The sequence below is a fragment of the Microlunatus sp. GCM10028923 genome (assembly GCF_042666975.1).
Lineage (GTDB): Bacteria > Actinomycetota > Actinomycetes > Propionibacteriales > Propionibacteriaceae > Microlunatus.
In genome coordinates, this window is record NZ_JBHTFF010000003.1 from 387,182 (window position 1) to 412,728 (window position 25,547).

The following is a 25,547-nucleotide window of genomic DNA, read 5'->3' on the forward strand; positions in this document are numbered from 1 at the left end:
CGATCGAGGCGCTCCGTCAGTGATCCGTCATAGCCCTGCTGTCCGTACGAGTTGGTCGACGGTGTTGATCACGGCGTCGGTGTCGGCCAGGTCGTCGAGGACGATGTCGGCGCCGGCGGCCCGAAGGTCGTCGGCGGATTCCTGCCCGGTCGCGACGGCGATTGCGCTGGCGCCGCCATGATGCGCGGCCGCGACGTCGTGGGACGTGTCGCCGATGATCAACGTATTCGTGCCGGTGTACTCGTGCCCGTATTTGTCGCGCGATCGACGCTGCGCGATCGGGACCAGCGCGGCACGGTCGGCCGAGTCATCGGCGTAGGCGCCGACCTCGAGGTCGAGGACATCGCCGGGATGGAAGATCGCGAGCTTGATCACGGAGACCGCACGGTAGTTGCCCGTCAGCACGGTCTGGATGACACCAGGGAGTCGGCTCAGAGCCGCGATGGCCTCGCTCGTGCCTGGGAGTGCCCGGCCGGCATGGCGCAGGTCGTTGGTGTGCAGCCGATACTGCTCGGGCAGCGCGACCGCGTACCGCACGTGGTGCTCCTCGGTCGGCTCGATGTCGTGGGCCCGGAGCGTCTCGGCGAGGATGACGCCCTCGGTCTTGCCGTTCGCTGTGGCCATTCGGGCTGGCTCGATGCCGGTGACCTCTGCGAAGGCCGCCCGGGCGAGCCGGCCCCCCACTCCGCGGGTCTCGATGAGGGTGTGATCGATGTCCCACAGGATGAGGGTCGGTCGGGTCCCGGCGATCGGCATGTGACGAGTGTCGCACCGGGGCCGTTACTCTGGCAGGTGAGGTTTCGCCGTGACGACGTTGGGCGGTGGCATGGAAGTCGACGAGTGGGCTATCGGCCGGCGGATAGCCAGTCATCGGGCTCGGCGCGGCCTGACTCAGGAGGAGTTGGCCGGGCTGGCGGGGATCAGCCTCTCGATGATGAAGAAGATCGAGTCCGGCGATCGCCTGGTCACGAGGTTCTCGCAGCTGGTGCTGTTCGCGCAGGTGCTGCGGGTCAAGGACCTGCAGGAGTTGACCGGTGTCCCGCTGCCGATGATGCCAGGCGGGCACCGTGGCCACCCGGCTGCCGAGGCGGTCCGGCGAGCGATGACCGTGCGGTCGGCGGCCGGTGACCCGCCGGATCCGGACGGGTTGTCCCGCGACATCGAGCAGACTTGGCGCGCCTGGCAGGAGCCATCGGCTTTCCGGTACTCGATCGTGGGTCAGCGACTTCCGGTGCTCGTGCGCGCCTGCGAACTGGCGCTCCGGGCCCGGGGCGGGGAGCGGCGGCGCGCTCTGCGCCAGGCGAGCAAGACCTATCAACTGGTGCGGACCTGGACGAAGCGGGTCGGCGAGTTCGAGCTCTCGCTGCTGGCGGCCGATCGGGCTGTATCGGCCGCGCTGGACGCCGACGATCCTGACCTGGCAGCCGCCGCGGCGTGGAACATGGCGATGATCTTGTCGGCGCAGGGCAAGACGGACTCGGCCAGGGAGGTCGCGGTCCGGGCGATCGAGGACCTGCAGCCGCACCTTGAGGAGCCGTCCGACCAGCGGCTGGCCGTGCTCGGCGGGCTGCACCTGATGGGCGCCGTCGCGGCGGCCCGCGATGACCATGCCGACGAGGCGCAGCGGAGGCTTGACCTCGCCGAGCAGCTTGCCGGGCGGGTCGGGGAGACGAACCACTTCCGGATGGTCTTCGGCCCGATGAACGTGGCCCTGCACCGCGTCTCCGTGGCGATGGAGCTCGGCCGGACGAGGCAAGCCCTGAGCATGGCCGAGCGGGTCACGATCGAGAAGGCTTCGGCGGTCGAGCGCAGGCTGACGTACCACCTCGACGCGGCGCGCGGGTACTTGCGCAAGGACAACGACTTCGCGGCAGTGCATATGCTCCAGCGGATCTACCGAGAGTCCCCGGAGGAACTTCGGCACAGCGTCCAGGTGCGGGAGACGCTGCGTCAACTACAGGGGCGGGCGAAGGCGGCCGTGCTGCCAGACCTGCAGCCCCTGCTGACGGCGGCGAGTCTGCCGGACTGACTCAGGGCCACTGGGAGTGTCCCTTCACCGTCGGTGACCTGTGACCGCCGCGTTCAGGCCGATCGTGGGTGTATGAACGATGCGGAGACAGCGGAACGGCAGACTGTGGCCGACCGGCGGGTGCAACTGTGGTTCGGCCCACACCTCTTGCACAACTACCGAGCTGGCGCGGCGGCCGCCGAGGAGTACGCGGCGGCGATTGGCCGACGGTTTCCGGGGCTGACGATCAAAGTCGACGCCGACGTCAGTGACGGGCTCACGCCACTACCGTGCGAGCAGCTGTGGGACGTTCTGACGCCATGATCATGATCATCCGGCGAGCGATTGTGGTGCTGGCCTCGGTACTAACGATGGTCGTGCTGCTGGCCGGTTGCGCCGGGGGTCGTGGCCGGGTGGAGGCCGACCCGGTGTTCACGACCTGCCACGACTACCGGGCACACACGCTGTTCGGCCGGTTCACCGTACAGCAGGAGAAGAAGGGTGGAAGGATCGCGTGGGGTGCCTACCCGAAGGAGCACCTGACCGGCGACCTGTACACGGTCAAGGTCATCCTCGGCGGCAGGAAGATCGGCGACAAGTCGCAACGCTACCCACCTCACGGCTCGATCCATCCGGACCAGGCCCGCAAGGGCTCCGGGAAGACGTTGGAGATCACCGGCAAGGTCACGGAGGGCGGCAAGCTGGTCCTCGCTTATACGATGCGGTGCCGGGTGCTGTAGGTGCCCCTGCGGAGCGACGAAGGGCTGTGACATGGCAACAGATACGGCGGAGCTGGCCGAGCTGCGGGAGTTCGTGGAGCGGCTGCAGCGCGATGTCGCCGGCGTGGACCCGGCGGCCATCATCGGAATCTACGACCTCGAAGTGGAAGGGTGGGTAGTCGAGCCCTCGCCTGATCGGCTGGAGCCGCCGGAGGACTTCGGCCCGACCGGGATGGTCGGCCGGATCTACGGCTCCGACTTCCTGATGCTGTCCGGGGATGAGCCGCCGGACGGCTTGGCGTGGCTGGCCGACCGCGTGCAGGACGACGTGATGGGCCATCTGATGCAGTCCTGGCCGGACGTCGACCAGGGGGGCCGGACAATGCACCTCGAGCCGATCGTGCATCACGGCCTGGTCGTCTGGGGGCACCGCAGCGAGCCTGTGTGCGCGATCGGCGAGCTCCGGCGCTAGCTTTCGGGGTGGTGCTCTGGTGCGACCCAGACGATCAGCTGCCAGCCGTCCGGGATCTTCGCCCTCGCCGCCAGGCTACTGGGAGACGGAGGTACAGCGGATGACCGGCAGCCTGAGGCTCAGAAGACGACGGACGGGCGCGCCGACGGTGAGTCGGAGGAAGGTGGCGGCCGGGCTTCGTCCGGACAAAGCTTGAGCGGCATCCGGGGGCACGGTGTACCGGTCGCCGCAAAAAATCGCGCAAGCCCAGACCTTAGGTTGAGAATCTTCAGCATCTTGTGAACCGGTTACAGACCCTGAATTGAGCGCCTAGTATTGCCGCACCGCCATGGGGCGGCACCTAGACCAAGATCAACACCGGAGGGTGTCAACGTCGACAACCCCGGTGGCACGGGGGAAGTAGAGCGTGTCTGATGACGGACGTGCGACCAGTTACGACCAGGCCGAAGACGCGAGAACGCGTTGGCCGGGCTGGCGGATCGCGCTCGCATACCTGTAGGGCAGCACGGAGCTAATCGACCGCGAGCACCAGCTGATCCTGCTGGACGCTCGGGCGTGGAGCGGTGACCACTGGGCGGAAGCCCAGGCCCACGCGATCGCACATCTTTACCTTGATCATCACCTGATCTAGCAGGGTGGCCTTTGCGAGCAGGACGAATGCGACGCGAGCGGGTTCGTCCTGGTCCTCTTCGGTACCCCGAGAGCAGATAGATGATCACCGCGATCAATTCGAATCTAGGGGAGTGGCGCAATGGGCAACACGAAGCAACAGGTGGATGAGTATGTGACGGCCATCGGCCGCCTCGACTCGAGGAGGGCGGCCGGCGAGATCGACCCGATCCGCTGGGAGATTCAACGGGCCAAGCTGCTCGCCGAGGCGACCCGGCCCAAGCGGCCTGCCGACGTGAACTTCTTGATCATCATGGGATGCATTGTCGGGCTGCTGGCGATCTTCTACGTGATCATCCAGTTCCTTGTCACGCTCTCCCGCTGATGGCGCATGTCCACGACGTCTGGATGAGGAAGGGCCCCAACGGTCGGAAGGTCAAAGGTCGACATCACGAGGCTCGATGTGCAGACACAGATCACGCGCTGGTCCGACGACCTGGCGCCGAACGCGGTGCGGCTCGTCGTCAGCTTCCTCCGCAACATGTTCGGCTCGGCGGCCGAGGACAAGCTGATCCCGGTCTCGCCGTGCGTCCGGCTGAACCTGCCGCCGCGGGCCCGGCGCAAGATCATCCCCCTGACCTCGGGGCAGGTCGGAGCGATCGCCGCGGCCGTCGCACCGAGGTACGGGGCGATGGTGATCATCGCGGCACAGAACGGGCTGCGGCCGGGCGAGCTGGCCGGCCTGACAACGGAGCAGGCCGTCCTCGGTGACCTGGTCATCGACCGGCAGTTGGTCGACGTGCTGCCCGGCGGTGCGCCGGTGTTCGGGCCGCCGAAGTCGGATGCCTCGATCGCCGGATCTCGAACGGTCACCTCGGCCGGGCGGCGTTGGCTGAGCACATGGAGCAGTTCCCGCCGGGCCCGGAGGGTCTGATCTTCACCAGCCGCGAGTCGGGCGCGCTCCGCCGGAAGCAGATGAGTGAGATCTGGCGGGTGGCCACTGCGGGCATGGGGTTGCGGCCCCGCACGGGGTGGCACGAGTTCCGGCATTACCACGCGTCGGTGCTGATCCACGCTGGCCGGTCGCCGAAGGCTGTGGCCGATCGGATGAGCCATGCCGACGCGGCCGAGAACCTGCGGACCTACGCCCATCTGTGGCCGTCGGATAAGGCCGATCTGGTGGCGATCCTGGACGCCGAGCTTGCTCCGTATATCTCCGTCACGGCCTCGGCCGATCCGGAGTTCACGCGGGGACTGCACCGTATTTCTCCGTCGCGGACTGGCGCGAACTGGAGTGAAGTGGAGTCGCGGGGGAACGTGCGATCCCTGGTCAGAGCCTTAATTCGGCCCGGCCAGGCGGGAGTGGGGGACGAGCCGGTCGGTAAGCCGGATTCTGTTCTCACCGTACGGTGAGCGACGATCATCCATCTGCGACCGCTGTTGCCAGCGGCCTGGTGCGATCTACCCGGAGACTCGGGCGAGCAGCCCTCGGGCGTCTCCGCAGATGCGCGCTCGGCGCATCCTCTTGATCTTGCTCCGGGTGGGGTTTACCGAGCCACCCCAGTCACCTGGGGTGCTGGTGGTCTCTTACACCACCGTTTCACCCTTACCTCCTCGCCGGCGGACCGGAGAGGGGGCGGTCTGTTTTCTGTGGCACTGTCCCGCGGGTCGCCCCGGGTGGGTGTTGCCCACCACCCTGCTCTGTGGAGTCCGGACTTTCCTCGGTGCTGCCGAAGCGGCGCCGCGATCGTCTGACCGGCTCGTCCACGGACATGGTAGCCCTCGCGACGCCAACCGACTTCTAGGTTAGCCTTTCCTTACCTAGGGAGAGGGGAAGGCTGTGGCCGAAGGGCTGACCGGTGCGCGCCGGCGAGGGGTTCCGATCATGATCGTGGTGGCGGTGGTCGCGCTGCTGGCCTCCGCCTGCGGGCAGGGTGCGGGAGCGGCGCCGGCGGAGGAGCGGCCGGAGGTCACGATCGAGCACACCTTCGGTACGTCGACGTTCCCGGCGAACCCGCAGCGGGTGGTCACCTTCAGCGCACCGTGGACCGACGCGCTGATCGCGCTCGACGTACCGATCACGGCCGAGTTCATCACCCGGAACTACTCCGGTGACAACGGTGCCTTCCCCTGGACCCCGCCGCACGAGTCGGAGAAGGTCGTCGGCGCCGACAATGCCGACATCGACTACGAGAAGCTGGCCGCGCTCCAGCCCGAGTTGATCTTGGCGGGCTACCAGACCGAGGAGACGTACGACCGGCTGTCCGCGATCGCCCCGACGATCCCGGTGATGGACTCCAGCGCCGTACTCGACTCCTGGCAGGACGTCACCGCGACCGCCGGGAAGATCTTCGGCAAGCAGGCCGAGGCGGACGCGCTGATCACCGACCTGGCGACCAAGATCGAGAAGTTCAAGGCCGACTTTCCTGCCGGACAAGGAAAGACGTTCAGCTACGGGCAGTTCACCGGTGATCAGTTCGGGCTGGTCGCGGCCGACACCGATCCGGCCGCGCGGGTCCTCGCCGAGCTCGGACTGACCCTCGACCCCAAGTCCAAGAAGGAGGGCAAGGGGTCGGCCCGGGTACTGGTGTCGCTGGAGAAGGTCGAGGTGCTCGACGCCGATCTGGTGATCATGTGGCCGTTGACCGGCGGTGAGGAAGTGCTCAAGGACGTGGTCGGTTGGGCGGACCTGGCGGCCGTCCGTCGCGGCTCGTACGTGATCGTCGACGACACCACGGCCTCCGCGCTGGCCAGCCCGAGCATCTACTCGGTGCCGTGGGCACTCGAGCATCAGCTCCGCCCGGCGGCCGCCGAGCTGGGGTAATTTCGTGGTCATGACCGACCCGGAAGAGCAGTGGTGGTACGACCTCACGTCGAAGCAGGTGGTCCGCGGCCGGAAGCTGGGCAAGGCCGTCGACCGGCTGGGCCCCTACGCCAGCCGCGAGGAGGCCGAGCAGGCGATGGAGCGGGTCGCCGAGCGCAACGAGAACTGGGAACACGACCCCAAGTGGAACGACGACGAGGACTGACCCTCGCCGGCGTCAACGCCCGGTGATCGCCTCGGCGAAGGCGGTGAACATCCGTCTGCCCGCGGCGGCGATCGGCTCGGCGACCGCGTCGTAGTCGGACAGCAGCCGGCGCCGGCCGTCCTCGGTGAGGTCTGCGGACATCTCGGGCACCTCGAGCCAGTCGGCCAGCAGCGCCCGGTCGGCCTCGAGATGGAACTGGGTCGCGAAGACCGTGTTGCCGATCCGGTACGCCTGGTTCGGGGTGCCGGGGGACCGGGCCAGGACGGTCGCCCCCGGCGGCGGGTCGACGACGTCGCCGTGCCAGTGGACCACCGGCTGAACGGTGCCCGGCCGGCCGAGCGGCCCGTCCGCGACCACCTCGACGGTGCCGATCCCGGCCTCCCGGTCGGCGCCGGGATAGAGCGCCGCGCCCAGCGCGGTAGCGATCAGTTGATGGCCGAGGCAGACGCCGAACATCGGTACCCCGGCGGCCGCGCACTCGCGGACCAGTTCCGCCTCCACGGCCAGCCCGGGATGCGCCTCGACGTCCAGGGCGCCCATCGGCCCGCCGAGCAGCACCAGCCCGGCCAGCGTCTCGACCGCCGGAGCCTCGTCCCGGGCGCCGGTCAGCGTGGTCAGGGTCCAGTCGATGCCGTGCTCCGACAGCACCGCGCCGAGCCGGGCCGGCCGCTCCCACGGCACGTGCTGGACCACCAGCACCGTACGGTCGGTCACCCTCGGGCGGCCTTGCGGCGGCGCAGCCGGCGGAACACCAGGGCACCGACGCCGACCGCGGCCGCAACGCCGGCGATCACCGGCACCAGCGAGCGGCGTCGTTCGGCCGTCGCCGGGGTTGCCGGGTCGGCCTGCTCGATCAGCGTCACCTGCCCCGCGTCGCCGTCGACGGTGATCCGTTCGCCGCTGCGGATCCGTCGGGTCGCGGAGCCGGTGCCGAGGACTGCCGGGATGCCGTACTCGCGGGCGACGATCGAACTGTGGCTGAGCGGCCCGCCGATGTCGGTCACCACCGCGGAAGCCTTGGCGAACAAGGGGGTCCAGGCCGGCGTCGTGATGCTGGCGACGAGCACGTCGCCGGGTTCCAGCTGACCGAAGTCGGCCGGTCCGCCGAGCACCCGGGCCTGGGCCGTGACCGAACCGGCGCTGGCTCCGATGCCGCGCAGTACCGGACCGGTCTCGTTGCCGGACACGGCCGGCATCCAGCGGGCGAACAGCTTCGCCCAGCCGTTGTCGGGCAGCATCTGCGGCGGCGTCGCCAGCCGCTGCCCGCGCCAGACCGCCTTCCGCTTCGCGATCTCGTCGGTACGGGAGCCCAGCGCGACCCCGGACAGCCAGTCCTTCAGCTCGACATCGCGCAGCCAGTAGACCTGGTCCGTCCCGTCGATCACGCCGTCGCGGACCAGCCGCCGGCCCAGCTCGGCGAGCAGCTGGCGCAGCCGCGGCCAGGCCAGCCCGACGTCGGCCAGCGCGTCCTCCCGGATCGGAGCGAACCGCTGCGCCTGGGACACCAGCCGGTTGAACACCGACCGGCGCACCGGGTCGAGCCGGTCACCGATCTCGCGGACCAGCCGGTCCCGCCGGGCCGCCGCGTCGGCCTGCCGCCGGTGCGGGTCGGTGCCTCGGCCGGTGAGGAAGAACCGCAGGGCGTCCAGCACCGGGTCGGGGTCGTCGGCCGGGACCGGGGACGCGAAGTCGAGGTTGTACGTGGTGTGCCCGAACCGGGCCAGATGATCATGGAACCGGGTCCGGAACTCGTCCGCGTCGGCCGGCTCGTGAGTGGCCTGGTCGTTCAGCAGCCATTCCTTGAGCTCCGGCCGTTCGGCGGCCCAGGAGGCGAGGTCGTACAGCGACTTCTCGGCCAGGATCGGCAGCGAGTCGTAGCCGAGCAGCAGCGTCGACGCGGGCGGGTCGCCCTCCCGCCGGACGACCCGGTCGTAGAACGAGGCCAGCGCGGTCTCGCTGCTGGCCGCGGGCGGGATGATCGTCTGCACCACCGTGTAGTAGGTGGCGCCGGCCTCCAGCAGTTCCGCGACGCCGTCGTAGAGGTCGGCCGACGCCAGCCGGCTCAGGTCGCGGGCGGTCCAGTCGGCCACGATCCGCTGGTACGCCGGATGCGCGTCGTCGCGCCAGCGCTCGACGAACCCGGCCTGGCCGGTGATCGCCTTCATCGCCGACGGCAGCGCGGTCAGGACCCGGCCGAAGGCGGAGATCTCGTACGCGTAGTAGGCGTAGCCGTTGATCATGGGGAAGGTCATCGCGCCGGGCGGCAGCGCCTCAGCACCGAGCAGTTCGGCGAAGATCCCGGTCAGCGAGCGCGACACGGCGCCGTTGATCAGGTCGCCGAACAGCGGCGTCAGCGGATCCGGCAGCTGCTCGACGATGCTGGCCCGGAAGTACCAGCTGTTGGCGCGCGGCACCTCCCAGCGGCTCGGCACCTCGCCGGTCTCCTCCGGCAGCGCGGTGATCGGGCGGGCCTGGACGAGGAAGAACTCGCCGTCCCGGCGGGCCCACTCGATGTCCTGCGGCGCACTGTAGTGAGCGCTGACCCGGCTGCCGAGGGTGGCCAGTTCGGCCGCGGCCGCGTCGTCGAGGACGGCCAGCCGCCGCCGATCCTCTGGTACGGGAAGCTCGGCGGTCCCGTGGTCGACGTAGCGGGTCTGCACCGCCTTGTCCGCGGTGCGCCGCTCGACCACCCGGCCGGTGCCGTCGACCACCAGGTCGTCGGTGTTGACCGCGCCGCTGACGATCGCCTCGCCGAGGCCCCAGGCGGCGGCGATCACCGTCTGGTCCCGGCGCCCGTTGGTCGGGTTCGCCGTGAACATGACCCCGGAGGCCTCGGACTCGACCATCTGCTGCACCACGACGGCGAGGCTGACCTGGTCCGGTGCAATGCCCTGCCGGGCCCGGTAGCCGATCGCCCGGGCGGTCCACAGCGAAGCCCAGCAGCGCCGTACCGCGTCGAGCAGTTCGTCGTCGCCACGGATATTGAGGTACGTGTCCTGCTGCCCGGCGAAGCTGGCGTCGGCCAGATCCTCGGCGGTCGCGGAGGACCGGACGGCGACCCGGGCCCGGCTGTGCTGCGCGTGGTCGGGGGCCAGTCCCCGGTACGCGGCGAGGATCTCGGCCGCCATCGCGTCCGGCACCGGCGACCGGGCGAAGAGGCCGGCGATCGTCTCGGCCGCCGACTGCAGCCGGACCGGATCGTCGGTGTCGGTTCCGGCCGCTTCGATGATCGCCGGTCCGATGCCGGTGACCCTGACGAACGTCCGATAGGCGTCCGTGATCACCACGAAGCCTGGTGGCACAGGGAAAGCGGCGCCGGTCAGCTCGCCGAGGTTGGCGCCCTTGCCGCCGGCCGTTTCCAGGTCGTTCCTACCGATGTCTGCGAACTGCCGCACCAGATTCACGGAGGGCACGTTACTCCCGGCCCGCTGCGGCGATCAATGGACCCGGAGGCCCTTGATCACGGTGTCCATCAGCGCTATCCGTTTGCTGTCACCGATCGGCACCAGTCCGACGAATCCGGACAGCCGGTCCCGCCGGCCGTCGTCGACGAAGATCACCGCGACCCGGTCGCCCTCGATCGAGAGGTCGGTCCGGTCCACCCGGATCTCGGTCATGATCATCCAGGCCGGCCGCCCGTCCACCGTGATCGCCTTGCTCTGCAGGTCCTTCCGGCTGGCGAAGTGGTCGAAGCCGTCGCCGGTGATCATGCACTGCAGGGTGTGCTCGGCCGCCTGCTGCTGCTGGCCGAACATCCCGGCCCGCTGCACCTCGCCCACGGTGAACGACGAGGCCCAGCCCGGCTCGGTGACCTGGAACTGGGAGGCGGTGTCGTAGAACCAGGAGAGCCGCGGCCGCGGCTGCGGCGCGGCGTACCCGGCGATCATCGCGTACGACAGCCGACCGCCGTGCACTCGTCGGTCGGCCGGCTTGGCCGGTCCGCGGGTCGGACTCCCCTCCGGGCAGCGCAGCCGGCCCTCGGAAGGGTTCGGCGTGGACGGCCGGCGGGAGGCCAGCGTGGTCGGCACCGGCGTCGGTCGCGGTGTCGGCGCGGCGGTGGGACTGCTGTCGTCCCAGACCGAGGCGGCCGGTGGGTTCGGGCCGGTCAGACCGAGGTCGGGGCCGCGCCAGACGAGCAGGCCGCTCGCGGCGACGATGATCAACAGCAGCAGTGCGGCGCCGATCACCAGGATCCGGCGGCCGCGTCGGGGCGGCGCGGCCGCGGCCCGGGCCGGCTGGTAGCCGGGGTCGATCGCCCGGGACGGCTCCGCGGTGCTGCCGACCGCGGCCATCCCCGAGGCCCGTCGCGGGACCCCGGCCGCCGGGGGATCGGTGCGCGGGTCGGTGGTGGTCGTCGCGGACCAGGACTGGCCGTCCCAGTAGCGGTAACGGCCGGACGTACCGTCCGGATCCGGATACCAGCCCGCAGTCGACATCGATCCAGGCTACCGTCCGGGCTGCCGGCTCGCGACCGTCACCATGATCAACTGGACAGCCGGTGGACCGTCCCGGCTCAGGATCCGGTCACGGCAAGATCGAGCTCCCGCTCCGGTACGACAGCGCCGTCCACCGGCAGGCTCGGGGCGCCCGGCACGTGGCGGAGCCAGACGTCGGTCCCCGTCTCGACCCGGTGCCCGGAGGCCTCGGCCCTGGTCAGGAAGACCGTGACCGGGTCCGCTCCGCCGGAGCCGAGGGCGACCTCGAGCCGTACCTCGAAGCCGACCCGGGTGTAGCGGGTGACCCGGCCCGGTACCCCGCCGTCCAGCCGCTCGGTGGACAGCTCCAGGTCGTGCGGCCGGACCAGCCGGCCGGCCAGCGTGGTGACCGGGCCGAGGAAGCTCATCACGAACGGGTTGGCCGGCCGGTCGTACAGCTCGTCCGGGGTGCCGACCTGCTCGACGGTGCCGTTGTTGATCACCACGATCTGGTCGGCGATCTCCAGCGCCTCCTCCTGATCATGGGTGACGAAGACCGTCGTCACGTGCACCTCGTCGTGCAGCCGGCGCAGCCAGTCCCGGAGTTCCTTGCGTACCTTGGCGTCCAGGGCGCCGAACGGTTCGTCGAGCAGCAGCACCGCGGGCTCGATCGCCAGCGCCCGGGCCAGCGCCATCCGCTGCCGCTGCCCGCCGGACAGCTGGGCCGGCAGCCGGTCGGCGAACTGGGACAGGTGCACCAGCGCGAGCAGCTCGTCGACCCGGGCCGCGATCTCCGCCTTCGGCCGGTGCCTGATCTTGAGCCCGAAGCCGACGTTGCCGGCGACGGTCAGGTGCCGGAACGCCGCGTAGTGCTGGAACACGAAGCCGACGTTGCGGCGCTGCGCCGGCAGCCGGGTGGCGTCGGCACCGTTGATCTCCACGGTGCCCGTGTCCGCCTCCTCCAGCCCGGCGATGATCCGCAGCAGCGTCGACTTGCCGCCGCCGCTCGGCCCGAGCAGCGCGGTCAGGCCGCCGCTCGGGATGTCCACCGAGACGTCGTTCAGGGCCACGAAGTCGCCGAACCGGCGACTGATGTTGCTGGCTCGGATGCTCATGATCTTTCACTTCCGTGACTCGGGCGGAGCAGGGCGACGATGATCAAGGCGACCACCGCGGTGAGGGCCAGCACGAAGGCGGCCGTGTAGGCGGTCGTGGTGTTGGCCACGCCGAACTGCTGGTAGCGCTCCTCGACCAGCAGCGTCGCGGTCTGGGTGCGCAGCGCGACGCCGCCCGAAACGATCTTGACCGCGCCGAACTCGCCCAGCGACCGGGCCAAGCTGAGCACGATCCCGTACAGCAGGGCCCAGCGGATCGCCGGCAGCGTGATCCGGGCGAAGGTCTGCAGCGGCGAGGCACCGAGGCTGCGCGCGGCCTGCTCGGAATCGGTACCGAGCTCGGTCAGCACGGGGACGATCTCCCGGACCACCAGCGGCAGGCTGATGAACGTGGTGGCCAGGATGATGCCGAGCGGCGCGTAGATCACCTGGATCCCGACGTTCTCCAGCAGCGGCCCGAACCAGCCGGTCCGCCCGCCGTACGCCAGCAGCAGGGCGAGCCCGACCACGACCGGGGACACCGACAGCGGCAGATCGATCAGTGCCGACAGCAGGCGCCGCCCGGGGAACCGGGTCCGGACCAGCAGCAGCGAGATGCCGACCCCGAACACGGTGTTGATCAACACCGCCCAGAACGAGACCGAGACGCTGAGCTGGAAGGCGAAGATCACCTCCGGCTGGGACAGCGCGTCCAGCACCGGACCCACCCCGCGGGCGAACGTCGCCTGGGCCACCAGTGCGGTCGGCCAGATGATCAACAGGAACAGGTAGCCGATCACGATCAGGCGCAGCGCCCACCGGACCGGACCGCCGGATCTCTTGCGCGGCGGTCGATCCGGCCGGCTCGTCACCGGCGGGTCGGTGGTCACGGGCGGGTCGGTGGTCACGGTGTCAGTCACGGCGGGCCACCCGTCGGGAGATCACGTCGAGCGCGATGATCACCGCGAGCGCGATCACCAGCAGTAGCGATGCGACGGCGGCGGCGTTGGTGAGCTGATCGCCTTCGACGTAGGACAGGATCCGGACCGAGGCGACCTCGGTGTCGTACGGGAGGTTGCCGGACAGCAGCACCAGGGACCCGTACTCGCTGATCCCGCGCGCGAACGACAGCGCCGCACCGGACGCGATCGCCGGCGCCAGGGCCGGCAGTACGATCAGCCGGAACGTGGTGAACCGGCTCGCGCCGAGCGACGCCGCGGCCTCCTCGACCTCCGGCTCCAGTTCCAGCAGGACCGGCTGCACGGTGCGGACCACGAACGGCACGGTGACGAAGAGCAGGGCGAGGAAGACCGCGGTCCGGGTGTTCGCCCAGTTCACGCCGAGCGGGCTGCCCGGCCCGTACAGGGTGAGCAGCACCAGACCGGCGACGATCGTGGGCAGCGCGAACGGGATGTCGATCACGACCTCGAGGACCCGCTGGCCCCAGAACCGGTCCCGGACCAGCACCCAGGCGATCATGGTGCCGATCACGACGTTGACCGCGGTCACGCCGGCCGCCTCGCCGACGGTGAGGGCCAGCGCGGCGAAGGTCTGCGGGTTGCTCAGCGCGGCCCAGTAGCCGGCCCAGCCGCCGGCCGAGGCCTGGACCAGGATCGCCAGCAGCGGGATCAGCACCAGCAAGCTGAACCAGAGCAGCGCGACCCCGAGCCCGAGGCCGGACCCACGGGTCAGCGTGCTGACCCGCTGCGCGGCGACGGCGGTGCTCATTTCTGCTTGTCGGTCTCGGCCTGGATCCGCGGCACCAGGCCGGTCTGGTCGGCGAAGAACTTTTCGTTCACGCTCTTCCAGCCGCCCAGATCGTCGTTGATCGTGAACAGCCGCTTCGGTACCGGGAACGGGTTCGCCGGGTCGTTGGCGCCGGCCACCTCGCCGACCGTTACGCCCTCGACGACCGGCCGGAATCCCTTGCCGGCAAAGGCCTGCTGGCCCTCCGGGCTGAGCACGAAGTCCAGGTACGCCTTGGCCTTCGGGTCGGCGTCCTTGAGCACGGCGCCCGGGTTCTCGATCTTGAGCGTGTCGTCCGGCACCAGGTAGTCGAAGGTCTCGCCGGACTGCCGGGCCAGGATCGCCTCGTTCTCGTACGAGATCAGGACGTCGGCCGTGCCCTGCAGGAAGGCGGTCGTGGCGTCGCGGCCGCTGCCGGGCAGCGCGACCACGTTGCCGAAGAACTTGCGCAGGTACTCCTCCGCCTCGGCCTCGGTGCCGCCGGCGGAGATCACCTGCTGGTACGCGGCGAGGACGTTCCAGCGCGCCGAGCCGGACGAGGCCGGGTTCGGCGTCACGATCCGTACCCCGGGCTTGATCAGGTCGTCCCAGCCGTTGATCTTCTTCGGGTTGCCCTGGGCCACCACGAGCACCACGACCGAATCCGAAACGATGCCCTTCGTCGGGCCTTCCTTCCAGGTCGGCTCGACCAGGCCGGCCTCGACCAGTCGGGTCACGTCGCCCTCGAGCGAGAAGTTCACGTAGTCGGCCTTCAGCCCGTTGACCACGGCGCGGCTCTGATCACCGGAGGCCCCGTAGGACTGCTCCCAGGTGACTTCCGCGCCTTCGGGCGTCTTGCCCCAGGCCTCCTGGGCCGCCTTGTTCGCCTCGGCCGGGACCGCGAACCCGACCAGGTGCAGCGTGGTGCCGTCCGCCCCGGACCCGACCGCGCCGCCGACGCAGCCGGTCAGTGCGAGCAGGGCGGCGACAACGCCGGCGAGCAGGACCACGGCGCCACGTCCTGCGCGCCGCCCCCGAATGATTCCGACTCGGTCGGTATTGTCTGTCGACATACCGGGGAATATAGGCATACTCGGGACGGTCTGGACCACGTGTCCGCCCGCCGAGACGCTCCCGTCCCCGGCCAACTGCGCGGGTTTGTCGACATCCCGACGTCAGTTCGACTTCAACGCGTGGGTTTGTCGACAACCGCACCCACAGGAGAGTCGGTCAGTCCAGCAGGTCTTCGACGCGCTGGACCTTGGCGGTGAGCTGGCCGGTGTGGCCCGGCCGGATGTCGGCCTTGATCACCAGGCTGACCCGGTCGGCGTGGGCGAGCACGGCGTCGGTGGCCTGCTTGATCACCGCCATGACCTCGTCCCATTCACCCTCGACGTTGGTGAACATGGCGTTGGTCTCCGAGGGCAGGCCCGAGGCGCGGACGATCCGTACCGCATCGGCGACGGCGGCGGCCACCGAGCCGTCCGGGTCGGCGGTGGCGGGGGCGATGCTGAAGGCGACGAGCATGCCGCCATTGTTCACCACTGGCCTTTGTGCTCGGGTACCCGGAACACCAGCGGCAGGGTCAGCACGATCAGGCCGGCGAAGATCAGGAACACCACCGACAGGGTGGCGCCGGGATCGTCGCTGCGGGCCATCACCGCGGTCGCGATCGAGATCGCGATGATCGAACCCGACTGCCGGAACATGCCGCGCAGCCCGGCCACGCCCGCGGCCTCGTCGGGTGCCAGCTGGAGCACGGCGTTGTTGCCGGCCGGGATGGACAGGCCCATGCCGAGACCGGTCACGCCGGCCGCGATGGCCAGCCAGAGCACCTGGGACACCCCGGGCGGCGGGAAGCAGATGGCGACCATGCCGGCCGCGAGCACGGTGAAGCCGACGATCATGGGCAGCCGGTAGCCGGTCCGGCGCAGCGTCATCACGGCCACGCCGGCGATGCAGATCATCCCGATCGCCCGGGCCGTCATCAGCGTGCCCGACTCGAGGATCGGGATGCCGAACCGGGCCTGGGCGAACAGCGGGACCAGCGCGCCGAAGCCGATCGCCGCGGCACCCTGCAGGAAGTTGATCACGTTCATCACGCCGAATCCGTGGCCGCGGAGCAGCCGGATCGGGATGAACGGCGCGGTGCCGCGGGCGGCGTGCCGGAGGAACAGCACCAGGGCGACGACGGCGATCGCCTCCGGCACGATGAACTGGGGGCTGAGCGGGGTGCCGTCCTTGCTGCCGAGCGAGGTGACGCCGAGCATCACGCCGAGGATCAGGACGCCGAGCAGCACCACGCCGTAGACGTCGAGGCGCCGGCTCACGGGTTGTCGGCTCTCCGGGATCACCAGCAGTGCCAGCACCAGCAGCAGGATGCCGACCGGGACGTTGACGATGAAGATCGCCCGCCAGTCCCAGTACGTCAGCAGGATGCCGCCGATGATCGGGCCGACGATGCCGCCGATCGGGAACACGCTGGTGAACATGCCGACCGCCCGGTCCCGGTTCGGCCCGAAGTTGTCCGCGACGATGCCGGTCGCCGCCGGCATGAACGCGCCGCCGCCGATCGCCTGGATGCCGCGCAGCAGGACCAGCAGATAGATGTTGTCGACCAGCGCGCAGGCCAGCGAAGCCACCGTGAACACGGCGGCCGCGACGACGAAGATACGCTTGCGCCCGTACTGGTCGCTCAGCTTGCCGGCCAGCGGCATCACCAGGACCGCGCCGAGCGAGTAGATCGTCACCGTCCAGCCGGCCCACTCGAGCCCGGTGCCGAGGTCGGCCTGGATCGAGGGCAGCGCGATCGCGACGACGGTGTGGTCGATCGACGACATGAACAGCGCCATCGAGACCACGGCGAAGATCAGCCAGCGTCGCGGGGAAGCCTCCGGCAGCTTGGTATCGTGCGCGTCCTCGACGATCGGGACCGATGAGCTGGGCGGTAGGCGTGACATCCGAGCGCAGACCCTCCTTCCGGGATCGGGCTGTTCTCGGGCTTTGCTGTTCTCGTTGGGGATATTACATTGCGTGCCGGCAAGCAAGTAACTGGAAGGCCAGGGGATGGACACGGACGCTGTGGCTCGATTGCGGGCGGTGATCGGCCGGCTGTCGCGCCAGCTCAACGCTTCGGCCACCCATGAGGGCCTGACCCCGAGTCAGGCATCGGCGCTCGGCCTGATCGGCGGGCGCGGCCCGCTGAGCCTGGCCGAGCTGGCCCGGCTGGAGAGCCTGAACCCGACGATGGTGTCGCGGATCGTCGGCCGGCTGGACGAGCTCGGGCTGATCCGGCGGCGGCAGAACCCCGATGACCTGCGCGCCGCCTGGGTCGAGATCACGCCGGACGGCCGGGCGATGACCGACCGCATCCGGGACAACCGGGGGCAGGTCGTCAAGGTCTGCCTGGATCAGCTCGATGCCCCGGACCGGGACGCGATCTCCGCGGCGCTGCCGGCCCTGGAACACCTGGTCGACGAGCTCAAGAAGCTCACCGAGTCCTGAGCCGGAAGCGCCCCACAACGGGAAAACCTCCGCCGGGTCGACCCGGCGGAGGTTCCACGTACTTCTGCAGGAACAGGTGGCGTCAGTTGGTGTTGACGCCGAGCGAGTTCAGCCAGGGCTGCGGGTTCGACGCGCTGTACACGTCGCCGTAGCGGGCCCCGCCCTTGTAGAGCTCGAAGTGCAGGTGCGCACCGAACGCGCGGCCGGTGGAGCCGACGTGGCCGATCACCTGGCCGGCGCTGACCCGCTGGCCGGCGCTGACCGAGTTGCTCGACATGTGCGCGTAGAGCGTCGTGTTGCCGTCCGGGTGCTTGACCGCGACGTAGTTGCCGGCCCAGCTGCCGGCGTTGCCGCCGTAGCCGGCGTGCAGCACGGTGCCCGACTGGACGGACTTGATCGGCGTACCGGAGCCGGCCCGGAAGTCGAGGCCGGTGTGGTAGCGGGCCCAGAGTCCGGTCTGGCCGAAGTAGGCGCCGATCACCGCACCCGGCACGGGCGAGGCCGCACCGCCACCGGACGAGGGCGGCGGCTCTTCGTCGTCACCGGAGTCGTCGTACGAGCCGTCGTCGGAGCTGTCGTCGCTGTAGTCGTCCTGGCCGCGCTCTTCGGAGGCCTTCCGGGCGGCGGCCTCGCGACGCTCCTTGGCGATCCGCGCGGCGTTCTCGTAGCTTTCCTTCTCCGATTCGCTGAGGTCCTCGGAGCGCTGCTTCAGGTTCTCTTCGTGCGCGGCCTTGAGGGCTGCCTCGGCATCGCGGGCCAGCGCCTCTTCGCGGTAGGCGGCGAGTTCCTTGGCCTGCAGCTCACGATCCTGGCTGCGGCTCGGGTCCTCGGCTGCGGCCTCGCGCCGGTCGCCCTGGTTCTGCGGCTGGGCGCCTTCGGCCTGGGAGACGTTCGGTCGGGTGATCGCGACCTGGCCGCCACCCTCGGCGGCGGAGGTGCTCAGCGCGACAGATCCGGCGACCGCGAGGCCTAGTGCCGAGACCGTCAGCGCGGCGATGCCATGGGTCAACCAACCGCGTCGTTCTTGGGGCTCGATGGAAGAAAGCGCCCGGCGCGACTTGCGCCGGAGCGGTTCGGGAATCACCTACGGATCTCCTCGTCGTTCCACGTACGGCGAACGCCCCCGGTTGTCGCTTCCTCAACCGTCAACGTTCATCCCTTCACTCTGGGGTAGGTGACCCCGCATAGTCCCTGCCGCGTATCGCTCGGTCGAGCGACCACTGAAAGAAGATAACGGAAAGATAACTGGTCCACAAACCCCGGGCCGGTTTTCCCGTCGCGTGTCGCATCCTGGCGAGCGCCGAGCCTAGTGGTTGCTGGCGTTGTGGCGGGAAGTCCCCGTCTCGCAGGGTGGGAAACCGAGTTCTCGCGGCTTCGGGAAGGCCGTCCTTGTCGTACAAGAATTCCGGTGTTCGGCAGCGTTATTCGTACCGACACGGATTTCGAACAGGTGTTCGTTAATTCGCGAGGGATTGCGGTAGTAATCTGCCCGAGTGAATACCGTTTCGTCGGAATCGGCGAGTTCGGGCCGGCTGCGCATCGTGGTCGCCAAACCGGGCCTGGACGGTCACGACCGGGGCGTCAAGGTGGTCGCCCGGGCGCTCCGCGACGCCGGCATGGAGGTCATCTACACCGGGCTGCACCAGAGTCCGGAACAGATCGTCCGGACCGCGATCGCCGAGGACGCCGACGGGATCGGCCTCTCTGTGTTGTCCGGCGCCCATCTCACACTCTTCGCCCGGGTCGTCGAACTGCTCCGGGAGGCGGACGCCGGCGACATCGTCGTGTTCGGCGGCGGGATCATCCCGGACGCGGATCGGGAGCGGCTGGCCGAACTCGGCGTCGCCGGGATCTTCACTCCGGGCGCGTCGATGGCCGAGATCGTCGACTGGGTCCGCGCCAACGTCGGCCGGTCCGGGTGACCATCCCCGGCGACGGGGCCCCGATTGTGCCCTGCGTGCGGCGGAGACGTTAGGCTCCGATCGCACTGAAGCAAGCAAACAGACATTACGAATTCTGGATGGAGCCGTCGTGGATCTGTACGAGTACCAGGCGCGCGATCTCTTCGAGGCGCACGGGGTCCCGGTCCTGCGCGGGATCACTGCGACGACACCGGCGGAGGCCAAGGCCGCTGCGGAGCAGCTGGGCACGCCGGTGGTCGTGGTGAAGGCGCAGGTGAAGACCGGTGGCCGGGGCAAGGCGGGCGGGGTCAAGATCGCCAAGAGCCCGGAGGAGGCCGCGGCCCGCGCCGAGGAGATCCTCGGGATGGACATCAAGGGCCACACGGTACGGACGGTGATGATCGCCGAGGGCGCCGACATCGCCGAGGAGTACTACTTCTCTCTGCTGTTGGACCGGGCGAACCGCGAATACCTGGCGATGTGCTCGAAGGAGGGCGGCGTCGACATCGAGACGCTCGCCGTCGAGCGGCCCGAGGCGCTGGCCCGGATCCCGGTCGACCCGAACGTCGGGATCGACCAGGCCAAGGCGGACGAGATCGTCGCGGCTGCGGGCTTCGACGAGGCCGACCGGGCCGAGATCGCCCGGGTGCTGCAGCTCCTCGGTGGGGTGTACGGCGCCGAGGACACCACTCTGGTCGAGGTCAACCCGCTGGTGAAGACCGGCGACGGCAAGATCATCGCGCTGGACGGCAAGGTGACGCTGGACGAGAACGCCTCCTTCCGGCACCCGGACCACGCGGCGCTGGCGGACAAGTCGGCCGAGGATCCGCTGGAGGCGGCGGCGAAGGCCAAGGACCTCAACTACGTCAAGCTGGACGGCGCGGTCGGCATCATCGGCAACGGCGCCGGCCTCGTGATGAGCACCCTTGACGTCGTCGCGTACGCGGGCGAGGAGTTCACCGCGAAGCCGAAGCCGGCCAACTTCCTGGACATCGGCGGCGGCGCGAACGCCGAGGTGATGGCGTCCGGGCTGGAGATCATCCTCGGTGATCAACAGGTGAAGAGCGTCTTCGTGAACGTCTTCGGCGGCATCACCGCCTGTGACGAGGTGGCCAACGGCATCGTGCAGGCGTTCCAGCTGCTCGAGTCGCGTGGCGAGGCGGTGACCAAGCCGCTGGTGGTCCGGTTGGACGGCAACAACGCCGAACTGGGCCGGTCGATCCTGACCGAGGCGAAGCTGCCCGGCCTGGAACAGGTGGACACCATGGACGGTGCGGCTCGCCGCGCCGCCGAGCTGGCAGCGAGCTGAGGGAGCGTCGAGTCATGGCAGTTTGGTTGAACGCGGATTCGAAGGTCATCGTCCAGGGCATGACCGGCTCTGAGGGCCGCAAGCACACCGCCCGGATGATCAAGTCCGGTACGAAGATCGTCGGCGGCGTCACGCCGGGCAAGGGCGGCCAGTCGGTCGACTTCGACGGCACCGACGTGCCGGTCTACGGATCGGTCGGCGAGGCCGTCGCTGCCACCGGCGCGAACGTCAGCGTGATCTTCGTTCCGGCGAAGTTCACCAAGGGCGCGGTCGTCGAGGCGATCGAGGCCGAAGTGCCGCTGGTCGTGGTGATCACCGAGGGCGTACCGGTCAAGGACACGGCCGAGTTCTTCACCCTGGCCAAGGGTTCCAAGACCCAGCTGATCGGCCCGAACTGCCCCGGGTTGATCACTCCCGGGGTCTCCAATGCCGGCATCATCCCGGCCGACATCACCAAGGCGGGCCGGATCGGGCTGGTCTCGAAGTCGGGCACGCTGACGTACCAGATGATGTACGAGCTGCGGGACTTCGGGTTCTCCACCGCGATCGGGATCGGCGGCGACCCGGTGATCGGCAGCACCCACATCGACGCCCTGCAGGCGTTCCAGGACGATCCGGACACCGACGCCGTGGTGATGATCGGCGAGATCGGCGGCGACGCCGAGGAGCGGGCGGCCGAGTTCATCAAGGCGAACGTGACCAAGCCGGTGGTCGGCTACGTGGCCGGGTTCACCGCGCCGGAGGGCAAGACGATGGGCCACGCCGGCGCGATCGTCTCCGGCTCGTCGGGCACCGCCGCGGCCAAGCAGGAGGCCCTCGAGGCCGCCGGGGTCAAGGTCGGCAAGACGCCGAGCGAGACCGCGCAGCTGATGCGGGAGATCATGACCGGCCTCGCCGGCTCCTGATCATCTCCGTTCACGCCCCGCTCTCCTGATCATGGAGGGCGGGGCGTGATCATGTCCGGATCCGTTGCCGGGAAGGGAAGGCGCCGATGAGCTGGCAGCAGCGATCGAGTCGGGAGATCTATCGCAACGCCTGGATCAGTGTCCGGGAGGACGCGGTGGTCCGGCCGGACGGGGTGCCCGGAACGTACGGTGTGGTCACGGTGAACCGGCCCGCCGTCTTCGTCGTCCCGGTCACCGAGGCCGGTGAAGTGATCATGATCCGGCAACGCCGCTACACCACCGGGGTCGACTCGCTCGAGGTGCCCGGCGGCGGGGTGGACGACGACGAGCCGCGGGTGGCGGCGGAACGGGAGCTGCGCGAGGAGACAGGCTATGCCGCCGGCAGCTGGCGCGACCTGGGCCCGGTGTACAGCCTGAACGGTGTCGCCGACGCACCCGGCCGGGTCTTCCTGGCCACCGACCTGACCTCGGTCGGCGGCGACGAGCGCGAGGTCGAGGGCATCTCCGCCGTCGTCGCGCTGCCGTTCGCCGAACTGCTCGCCCGGATCGGGCGCGGAGAAGTGACCGACAACGAGACGCTGGCCGCGCTGCTGCTCGCCCTGGTTGCGCTGGATCGGGTGCGCGGCGCCTGATCCCGAGGTAGAAACATTTGGACTTGATGTCTAAGATATTTGACATCAAGTCCAAGTGATTCGACGAGGTGCCTCGATGTCGTACAAGAGCAAGCGGGTTCTCACCACGATGATCACGGGCGCCCTGCTCGCGATCGGCTACCTGATCTACGCCGTCGGCCGGTCCGGTCCGGCGGCGGCCGAGCCGGGCGCGCTGCGGTCCTGGGCGGTGGCGATGCTGGGCTTCGTCGGGGTGACCGTCGTGGTGCTGGTTGTGGTGCAGATCCTGTTCCACGTCGTGCTCGCAGCCCGGCTGTCCGTCACGGACGGGGAGGCGGCCGAGCGGGTCATGACGTCCTCGCTGCTGCCGGACGAGATGGACCGGACGATCCGGCTGCGGTCGGGCCAGCTCGGCTACCTGGTCGTCGGCCTCGGCTTCATCGCCGCCCTGGCCGCCGCGGCCCTGGGGGCCTCCGCCGTCGTGGTCCTGCATGTCGTGCTCGGCGCGTTCGTGGTCGGCTCGCTCGCCGGCGGGGTGGTCACCGTCTACCGCCTGGAGTGGGGGCTCGGCCATGGCTGAGAAGTTGATCATCACCAACAACATCCGCCGGCTCCGATTCTTCGCCGGCGAGATGACCCAGCTGGAGCTCGCCGAACGGGTCGGCGCCTCCCGCCAGACGATCATGAACGTCGAGGCCGGCAAGTACACGCCGTCGCTGGAGCTCGCCTTCCGGATCGCCGACGCGTTCGGCGTCCCGATCGGCGAGGTGTTCGAACGTCAAGCAGAGCAGCCATCGGAGGGGGAACGATGAAGGGAAACGCCGCCAGGGCGCGGCTCGCCGGAGCCCTGTTCGTGATCGCGATCGTGGCCAGCCTGGCCGGCGGCACGCTGATCCAGACCGTGCTCGGCGGGCCGGACGCGGCGGATCGGCTGCCGGGCGGCGGGCCGATCGTGATCTTGGGCGTCGGCCTCGAGTTGATCAACGCGCTGGCGGTGATCGGCATCGCCGCCGCGCTGTCCGTACCGCTGGGCCGCAGTCAGCCGGGCCTGGCCGCCGGCTACCTCGGGATCCGGATCGTCGAGGCGACCGTGTGTGCGACCGCCGCGCTGATCCCGGTGATCCAGCTCAGGCTGACCGCGCCGGACGATCTGGCACTGCTCACCGCGGTCCGCGACGGCCTGGTCGGCACCGGGGTGCCGGTGCTCTTCGGCGCCGGCGCGCTGCTGCTCTACCTGATGCTCTACCGGTCCGCGCTGGTGCCGCGCTACCTCGCCGTCTGGGGCCTGGTCGGCGCGCTCGCCGTCACGGCGAACGTGTTCGTGACCGCGCCGGCGCTGCGGCCGGTCCTGGTCCTGCCGATCATCGCCGGCGAACTCTTCCTCGGCTGCTACCTGATGGTCCGCGGACTCCGGCCGCGGACCCCGGAGGTCGAACGGTCCCTCAGTTGACCTGAGTGGCCCGCTCGGCGGCCCGGACGGTGACCCGCTTCCAGTCGCCGTCATTGATGTCGAGGTTCTTGGTCGGGCTGAGGAAGGTGTAGACGACCTTCGGCCCGACCCAGGCCACGCCGACCCGGAAGGTCCGCGCGTTGGCGTCGCTGGTCGGCACCTTGATCTCGGTCACCCACCCGTTGATCTTGGCGTCCTTCGCCCCGGTGCCCTTGACCTTCACCGGGTCCTCGACCTTCGGCGTGATCTTGCGCTTCTCGCACGACTCCCAGTCGTCGACGAACTTCTTGGCCAGCTTCTTGGCCTCCGCCTCGGACTTCAGCGTGACCATGTATTCGTCGAGCCCGAAGTCGCCGGAGTCGCCGTCCACCAGGAAGGTCCGGGACACGGCGCGGCCGCCGGCGACCTTGGACAGGTCGGCTGTCTCGCAGGTGCTGTCGTGCTGGGTCCCGGTGAGGTTGCGCGGCTCGTCGGCGAACCACGGGCCGGCCTGGTCGCCCGGCGTCGGCAGGTCGCCACCGGAGAGGTAGCCCGGCTGGTCGCCGACCGGCGGCGGGCCGGCCTTGTCGGCGGTCTGCTTGGCGCAGGCCCCGCCGGCGGTGGTGCACTGCCGGTTGACGGCCGCGGCGGTGGTCCGGACCGCCTTGTCGACCGGTACGTCATCGGACTGCTTGGCCACGTCGACCACGTTCAGCACCCGGCCGGTCCGGCTCAGGATCAGGCTGCGGTACTCGGGCTGCTCGCCACCGGCCAACTTGATCACGACCCCGAGCGACTGGTCGCCGAGGCCGGTCACCGTGCGGGCCGTGTACAGCCAGGCGCCACGGTCCTTCACGGTGCAGTTGCCGATCGCCTTCGCGATCAGGGCGTAGGCCTGTGCGGCCTCCTCCGGCGAGCCGTACGCGCTGGCCAGGTGCAGGATCGCGGGCGGCTCCTTGCCGTTGCTCTCCAGCGTCTGGATCATCGCCTCGCGCGCCGTCGGCAGGCCCTCGATCGCGGTGCCGAGGCAGACCGCCTTCGGCGAGTTGTTGTCGGTCTTGGTCAGGGTGCGGGAGACCTTCCAGTCCCGGGCGCCGTCGATCGGCTTCGCGTCGGCGGCGGCGACCAGCATCTCGGTCGTCAGCAGCTCGCCGCGCGGCTGCTCGGGCGTGCCGGTGGTGCTGGTCTCGGAGGCGGACGGCGAGTTGCCCGGGCTGGGCGGGTTGGCGCTCGGGCCGTTCGGCCGGCCGATCACGGCGTAGCCGATGGCCAGGCCGAGCACGACCACCGCTGCGACGGCGCCGATCAGCAGCGCCATCCGGCCCCGCTGGCTGATCCGCGGGCCGTCCTCGTCGATGTCGCCGAGGTCGTCCAGGACGTCCTCGTCGGGGTGCCGGCTGTCCGGCAGCCGGACCCGCGGGGTCGCGGCCGGCTGCTGGATCCGGGTCCGGTCGTCGAAGCTGCTCTGACCCGGCACCTCGTCGCGGTAGAGGGGCTTCGGTTCGTCGGGCTCGGCCTCCGAATATGCCGGGAAACCGAACGCCGTGTCGTCGTCGTCCGCGGAGCCTGCGTCGGTAAGATCATCGGCCGGGGTTGACGGCTGCTGAGCCGGTGGCTGGGGAGGGACCGGCTGCTGCTCGGGGAGGTCGACCTCATCGTCGGCGGGTAGCGCGCGCCGTGGGCGGTAATCGGAGGAATCCTTGCCGACCATCGTTTCCTTCGTACTCCTCGACTATGGGTCGCCACACCCCCGACGTGGGCGCGGACCTGCAAACTTTACTCGCTCAGGGCGTGTCCGGGCGATTTTCGCCGATCGA

At 69.8% G+C, this 25,547-nt stretch carries 28 protein-coding genes, 1 other RNA gene and 1 pseudogene; 17 read left to right on the forward strand and 13 right to left on the reverse strand.

The window, feature by feature from the left end:
• Positions 1-27: 27 nt before the first annotated feature.
• Positions 28-756, reverse strand: a complete 729-nt coding sequence (locus ACFQU4_RS09040; protein ID WP_377489857.1) for an HAD family hydrolase — start codon at positions 754-756, stop codon at positions 28-30.
• 49 nt (positions 757-805) lie between these two features.
• Here ACFQU4_RS09040 and ACFQU4_RS09045 point away from each other — a divergent pair, with 49 nt between their 5' ends.
• The 7 genes and pseudogenes from ACFQU4_RS09045 to ACFQU4_RS09075 all read left to right on the forward strand — a co-directional run.
• Positions 806-2,029, forward strand: a complete 1,224-nt coding sequence (locus tag ACFQU4_RS09045) for a helix-turn-helix domain-containing protein (protein ID WP_377489860.1) — start codon at positions 806-808, stop codon at positions 2,027-2,029.
• Between the two features lie 72 nt (positions 2,030-2,101).
• Complete coding sequence (locus tag ACFQU4_RS09050; RefSeq protein WP_377489863.1) at positions 2,102-2,332, forward strand: hypothetical protein; 231 nt, start codon at positions 2,102-2,104, stop codon at positions 2,330-2,332.
• Positions 2,311-2,748, forward strand: coding sequence for a hypothetical protein (locus tag ACFQU4_RS09055; RefSeq protein ID WP_377489865.1), 438 nt, complete (start codon positions 2,311-2,313; stop codon positions 2,746-2,748). The genes ACFQU4_RS09050 and ACFQU4_RS09055 overlap by 22 nt, the downstream gene beginning before the upstream one ends.
• 31 nt (positions 2,749-2,779) lie before the next feature.
• The gene (locus ACFQU4_RS09060; RefSeq protein WP_377489868.1) at positions 2,780-3,199 is read left to right on the forward strand and encodes a hypothetical protein; all 420 of its coding nucleotides are present in this window, start codon (positions 2,780-2,782) and stop codon (positions 3,197-3,199) included.
• Between the two features lie 751 nt (positions 3,200-3,950).
• Positions 3,951-4,193 (forward strand): hypothetical protein, encoded by a 243-nt coding sequence (locus ACFQU4_RS09065; protein WP_377489871.1) that lies wholly within the window; start codon positions 3,951-3,953, stop codon positions 4,191-4,193.
• Between the two features lie 78 nt (positions 4,194-4,271).
• Positions 4,272-4,742 (forward strand): hypothetical protein, encoded by a 471-nt coding sequence (locus ACFQU4_RS09070; protein ID WP_377489874.1) that lies wholly within the window; start codon positions 4,272-4,274, stop codon positions 4,740-4,742.
• Positions 4,743-4,783: 41 nt separating this feature from the next.
• Positions 4,784-4,903: pseudogene (locus tag ACFQU4_RS09075) on the forward strand (hypothetical protein); the annotation flags it as partial.
• A gap of 271 nt (positions 4,904-5,174) precedes the next feature.
• On the opposite strand, the gene rnpB reads toward ACFQU4_RS09075, so the two are convergent.
• Positions 5,175-5,571: RNase P RNA component class A (gene rnpB, locus ACFQU4_RS09080), an RNA gene on the reverse strand.
• A 122-nt stretch (positions 5,572-5,693) separates the two neighbouring features.
• On the opposite strand from rnpB, the gene ACFQU4_RS09085 reads away from it, so the two are divergent.
• Complete coding sequence (locus ACFQU4_RS09085; protein ID WP_377489877.1) at positions 5,694-6,632, forward strand: ABC transporter substrate-binding protein; 939 nt, start codon at positions 5,694-5,696, stop codon at positions 6,630-6,632.
• 10 nt (positions 6,633-6,642) lie between these two features.
• The gene (locus ACFQU4_RS09090; protein WP_377489880.1) at positions 6,643-6,837 is read left to right on the forward strand and encodes an SPOR domain-containing protein; all 195 of its coding nucleotides are present in this window, start codon (positions 6,643-6,645) and stop codon (positions 6,835-6,837) included.
• Between the two features lie 12 nt (positions 6,838-6,849).
• Here ACFQU4_RS09090 and ACFQU4_RS09095 read toward each other — a convergent pair whose 3' ends face one another.
• The 9 genes from ACFQU4_RS09095 to ACFQU4_RS09135 form a co-directional block, all read right to left on the reverse strand.
• Positions 6,850-7,551 carry a type 1 glutamine amidotransferase gene (locus tag ACFQU4_RS09095; protein WP_377489883.1) on the reverse strand — a complete coding sequence of 234 codons (702 nt, stop codon included), beginning with the start codon at positions 7,549-7,551 and terminating at the stop codon, positions 6,850-6,852.
• Positions 7,548-10,241, reverse strand: a complete 2,694-nt coding sequence (locus ACFQU4_RS09100; RefSeq protein WP_377489886.1) for a PEP/pyruvate-binding domain-containing protein — start codon at positions 10,239-10,241, stop codon at positions 7,548-7,550. Before ACFQU4_RS09100 ends, ACFQU4_RS09095 begins: the two co-directional genes overlap by 4 nt.
• Before the next feature lie 33 nt (positions 10,242-10,274).
• The gene (locus ACFQU4_RS09105) at positions 10,275-11,273 is read right to left on the reverse strand and encodes a DUF2510 domain-containing protein (RefSeq protein WP_377489889.1); all 999 of its coding nucleotides are present in this window, start codon (positions 11,271-11,273) and stop codon (positions 10,275-10,277) included.
• A 77-nt stretch (positions 11,274-11,350) separates the two neighbouring features.
• The gene (locus ACFQU4_RS09110) at positions 11,351-12,367 is read right to left on the reverse strand and encodes a sulfate/molybdate ABC transporter ATP-binding protein (RefSeq protein ID WP_377489892.1); all 1,017 of its coding nucleotides are present in this window, start codon (positions 12,365-12,367) and stop codon (positions 11,351-11,353) included.
• Positions 12,364-13,266: a sulfate ABC transporter permease gene (locus ACFQU4_RS09115; protein ID WP_377489895.1), complete on the reverse strand. Its 903-nt coding sequence runs from the start codon at positions 13,264-13,266 to the stop codon at positions 12,364-12,366. Before ACFQU4_RS09115 ends, ACFQU4_RS09110 begins: the two co-directional genes overlap by 4 nt.
• The gene (gene cysT / locus ACFQU4_RS09120; RefSeq protein WP_377489898.1) at positions 13,259-14,074 is read right to left on the reverse strand and encodes a sulfate ABC transporter permease subunit CysT; all 816 of its coding nucleotides are present in this window, start codon (positions 14,072-14,074) and stop codon (positions 13,259-13,261) included. Before cysT ends, ACFQU4_RS09115 begins: the two co-directional genes overlap by 8 nt.
• A complete protein-coding gene (locus ACFQU4_RS09125; protein WP_377489901.1) occupies positions 14,071-15,081 on the reverse strand; it encodes a sulfate ABC transporter substrate-binding protein in 1,011 nt (336 codons plus the stop codon). The genes cysT and ACFQU4_RS09125 overlap by 4 nt, the downstream gene beginning before the upstream one ends.
• Before the next feature lie 220 nt (positions 15,082-15,301).
• Entirely contained in the window at positions 15,302-15,598 is a 297-nt protein-coding gene (locus ACFQU4_RS09130) for an MTH1187 family thiamine-binding protein (RefSeq protein WP_377489904.1), read from the reverse strand.
• Positions 15,599-15,609: 11 nt separating this feature from the next.
• Positions 15,610-17,031: an MFS transporter gene (locus ACFQU4_RS09135; RefSeq protein ID WP_377489907.1), complete on the reverse strand. Its 1,422-nt coding sequence runs from the start codon at positions 17,029-17,031 to the stop codon at positions 15,610-15,612.
• A gap of 106 nt (positions 17,032-17,137) precedes the next feature.
• On the opposite strand from ACFQU4_RS09135, the gene ACFQU4_RS09140 reads away from it, so the two are divergent.
• Positions 17,138-17,575: a MarR family winged helix-turn-helix transcriptional regulator gene (locus ACFQU4_RS09140; protein ID WP_377489910.1), complete on the forward strand. Its 438-nt coding sequence runs from the start codon at positions 17,138-17,140 to the stop codon at positions 17,573-17,575.
• Positions 17,576-17,657: 82 nt separating this feature from the next.
• Here ACFQU4_RS09140 and ACFQU4_RS09145 read toward each other — a convergent pair whose 3' ends face one another.
• The gene (locus ACFQU4_RS09145) at positions 17,658-18,584 is read right to left on the reverse strand and encodes a peptidoglycan DD-metalloendopeptidase family protein (protein ID WP_377489913.1); all 927 of its coding nucleotides are present in this window, start codon (positions 18,582-18,584) and stop codon (positions 17,658-17,660) included.
• A 484-nt stretch (positions 18,585-19,068) separates the two neighbouring features.
• Here ACFQU4_RS09145 and ACFQU4_RS09150 point away from each other — a divergent pair, with 484 nt between their 5' ends.
• The 7 genes from ACFQU4_RS09150 to ACFQU4_RS09180 all read left to right on the forward strand — a co-directional run bounded on the left by ACFQU4_RS09150 (position 19,069) and on the right by ACFQU4_RS09180 (position 23,751).
• The gene (locus ACFQU4_RS09150) at positions 19,069-19,497 is read left to right on the forward strand and encodes a cobalamin B12-binding domain-containing protein (RefSeq protein ID WP_377489916.1); all 429 of its coding nucleotides are present in this window, start codon (positions 19,069-19,071) and stop codon (positions 19,495-19,497) included.
• 109 nt (positions 19,498-19,606) lie between these two features.
• Positions 19,607-20,785 carry an ADP-forming succinate--CoA ligase subunit beta gene (gene sucC / locus ACFQU4_RS09155; protein ID WP_377489919.1) on the forward strand — a complete coding sequence of 393 codons (1,179 nt, stop codon included), beginning with the start codon at positions 19,607-19,609 and terminating at the stop codon, positions 20,783-20,785.
• Between the two features lie 14 nt (positions 20,786-20,799).
• Positions 20,800-21,690 (forward strand): succinate--CoA ligase subunit alpha, encoded by an 891-nt coding sequence (gene sucD, locus ACFQU4_RS09160; RefSeq protein WP_377489922.1) that lies wholly within the window; start codon positions 20,800-20,802, stop codon positions 21,688-21,690.
• Positions 21,691-21,776: 86 nt separating this feature from the next.
• On the forward strand, positions 21,777-22,322 hold the full coding sequence (locus ACFQU4_RS09165) for an NUDIX domain-containing protein (protein ID WP_377489925.1): 546 nt from the start codon (positions 21,777-21,779) through the stop codon (positions 22,320-22,322).
• Between the two features lie 76 nt (positions 22,323-22,398).
• Positions 22,399-22,881 carry a hypothetical protein gene (locus ACFQU4_RS09170; protein ID WP_377489928.1) on the forward strand — a complete coding sequence of 161 codons (483 nt, stop codon included), beginning with the start codon at positions 22,399-22,401 and terminating at the stop codon, positions 22,879-22,881.
• A complete protein-coding gene (locus ACFQU4_RS09175) occupies positions 22,874-23,113 on the forward strand; it encodes a helix-turn-helix transcriptional regulator (protein WP_377489931.1) in 240 nt (79 codons plus the stop codon). Before ACFQU4_RS09170 ends, ACFQU4_RS09175 begins: the two co-directional genes overlap by 8 nt.
• On the forward strand, positions 23,110-23,751 hold the full coding sequence (locus ACFQU4_RS09180; protein WP_377489934.1) for a DUF4386 domain-containing protein: 642 nt from the start codon (positions 23,110-23,112) through the stop codon (positions 23,749-23,751). The genes ACFQU4_RS09175 and ACFQU4_RS09180 overlap by 4 nt, the downstream gene beginning before the upstream one ends.
• On the opposite strand, the gene ACFQU4_RS09185 is transcribed toward ACFQU4_RS09180, so the two are convergent.
• Positions 23,744-25,441: a hypothetical protein gene (locus ACFQU4_RS09185; RefSeq protein ID WP_377489937.1), complete on the reverse strand. Its 1,698-nt coding sequence runs from the start codon at positions 25,439-25,441 to the stop codon at positions 23,744-23,746. The genes ACFQU4_RS09180 and ACFQU4_RS09185 overlap by 8 nt on opposite strands.
• Positions 25,442-25,547: the final 106 nt, after the last annotated feature.

Coding starts and splice junctions, on each gene's coding strand:
- ACFQU4_RS09180 (WP_377489934.1), top strand. CDS start 23,110: ATGAAGGGAAACGCCGCCAGGGCGCGGCTCGCCGGAGCCCTGTTCGTG.
- ACFQU4_RS09135 (WP_377489907.1), bottom strand. CDS start 17,031: ATGTCACGCCTACCGCCCAGCTCATCGGTCCCGATCGTCGAGGACGCG.
- sucD (WP_377489922.1), top strand. CDS start 20,800: ATGGCAGTTTGGTTGAACGCGGATTCGAAGGTCATCGTCCAGGGCATG.
- ACFQU4_RS09085 (WP_377489877.1), top strand. CDS start 5,694: ATGATCGTGGTGGCGGTGGTCGCGCTGCTGGCCTCCGCCTGCGGGCAG.
- ACFQU4_RS09105 (WP_377489889.1), bottom strand. CDS start 11,273: ATGTCGACTGCGGGCTGGTATCCGGATCCGGACGGTACGTCCGGCCGT.
- ACFQU4_RS09040 (WP_377489857.1), bottom strand. CDS start 756: ATGCCGATCGCCGGGACCCGACCGACCCTCATCCTGTGGGACATCGAT.
- ACFQU4_RS09185 (WP_377489937.1), bottom strand. CDS start 25,441: ATGGTCGGCAAGGATTCCTCCGATTACCGCCCACGGCGCGCGCTACCC.
- ACFQU4_RS09130 (WP_377489904.1), bottom strand. CDS start 15,598: ATGCTCGTCGCCTTCAGCATCGCCCCCGCCACCGCCGACCCGGACGGC.
- ACFQU4_RS09110 (WP_377489892.1), bottom strand. CDS start 12,367: ATGAGCATCCGAGCCAGCAACATCAGTCGCCGGTTCGGCGACTTCGTG.
- ACFQU4_RS09175 (WP_377489931.1), top strand. CDS start 22,874: ATGGCTGAGAAGTTGATCATCACCAACAACATCCGCCGGCTCCGATTC.
- ACFQU4_RS09090 (WP_377489880.1), top strand. CDS start 6,643: ATGACCGACCCGGAAGAGCAGTGGTGGTACGACCTCACGTCGAAGCAG.
- ACFQU4_RS09065 (WP_377489871.1), top strand. CDS start 3,951: ATGGGCAACACGAAGCAACAGGTGGATGAGTATGTGACGGCCATCGGC.
- ACFQU4_RS09165 (WP_377489925.1), top strand. CDS start 21,777: ATGAGCTGGCAGCAGCGATCGAGTCGGGAGATCTATCGCAACGCCTGG.
- ACFQU4_RS09060 (WP_377489868.1), top strand. CDS start 2,780: ATGGCAACAGATACGGCGGAGCTGGCCGAGCTGCGGGAGTTCGTGGAG.
- ACFQU4_RS09140 (WP_377489910.1), top strand. CDS start 17,138: ATGGACACGGACGCTGTGGCTCGATTGCGGGCGGTGATCGGCCGGCTG.
- cysT (WP_377489898.1), bottom strand. CDS start 14,074: ATGAGCACCGCCGTCGCCGCGCAGCGGGTCAGCACGCTGACCCGTGGG.
- ACFQU4_RS09170 (WP_377489928.1), top strand. CDS start 22,399: ATGTCGTACAAGAGCAAGCGGGTTCTCACCACGATGATCACGGGCGCC.
- ACFQU4_RS09050 (WP_377489863.1), top strand. CDS start 2,102: ATGAACGATGCGGAGACAGCGGAACGGCAGACTGTGGCCGACCGGCGG.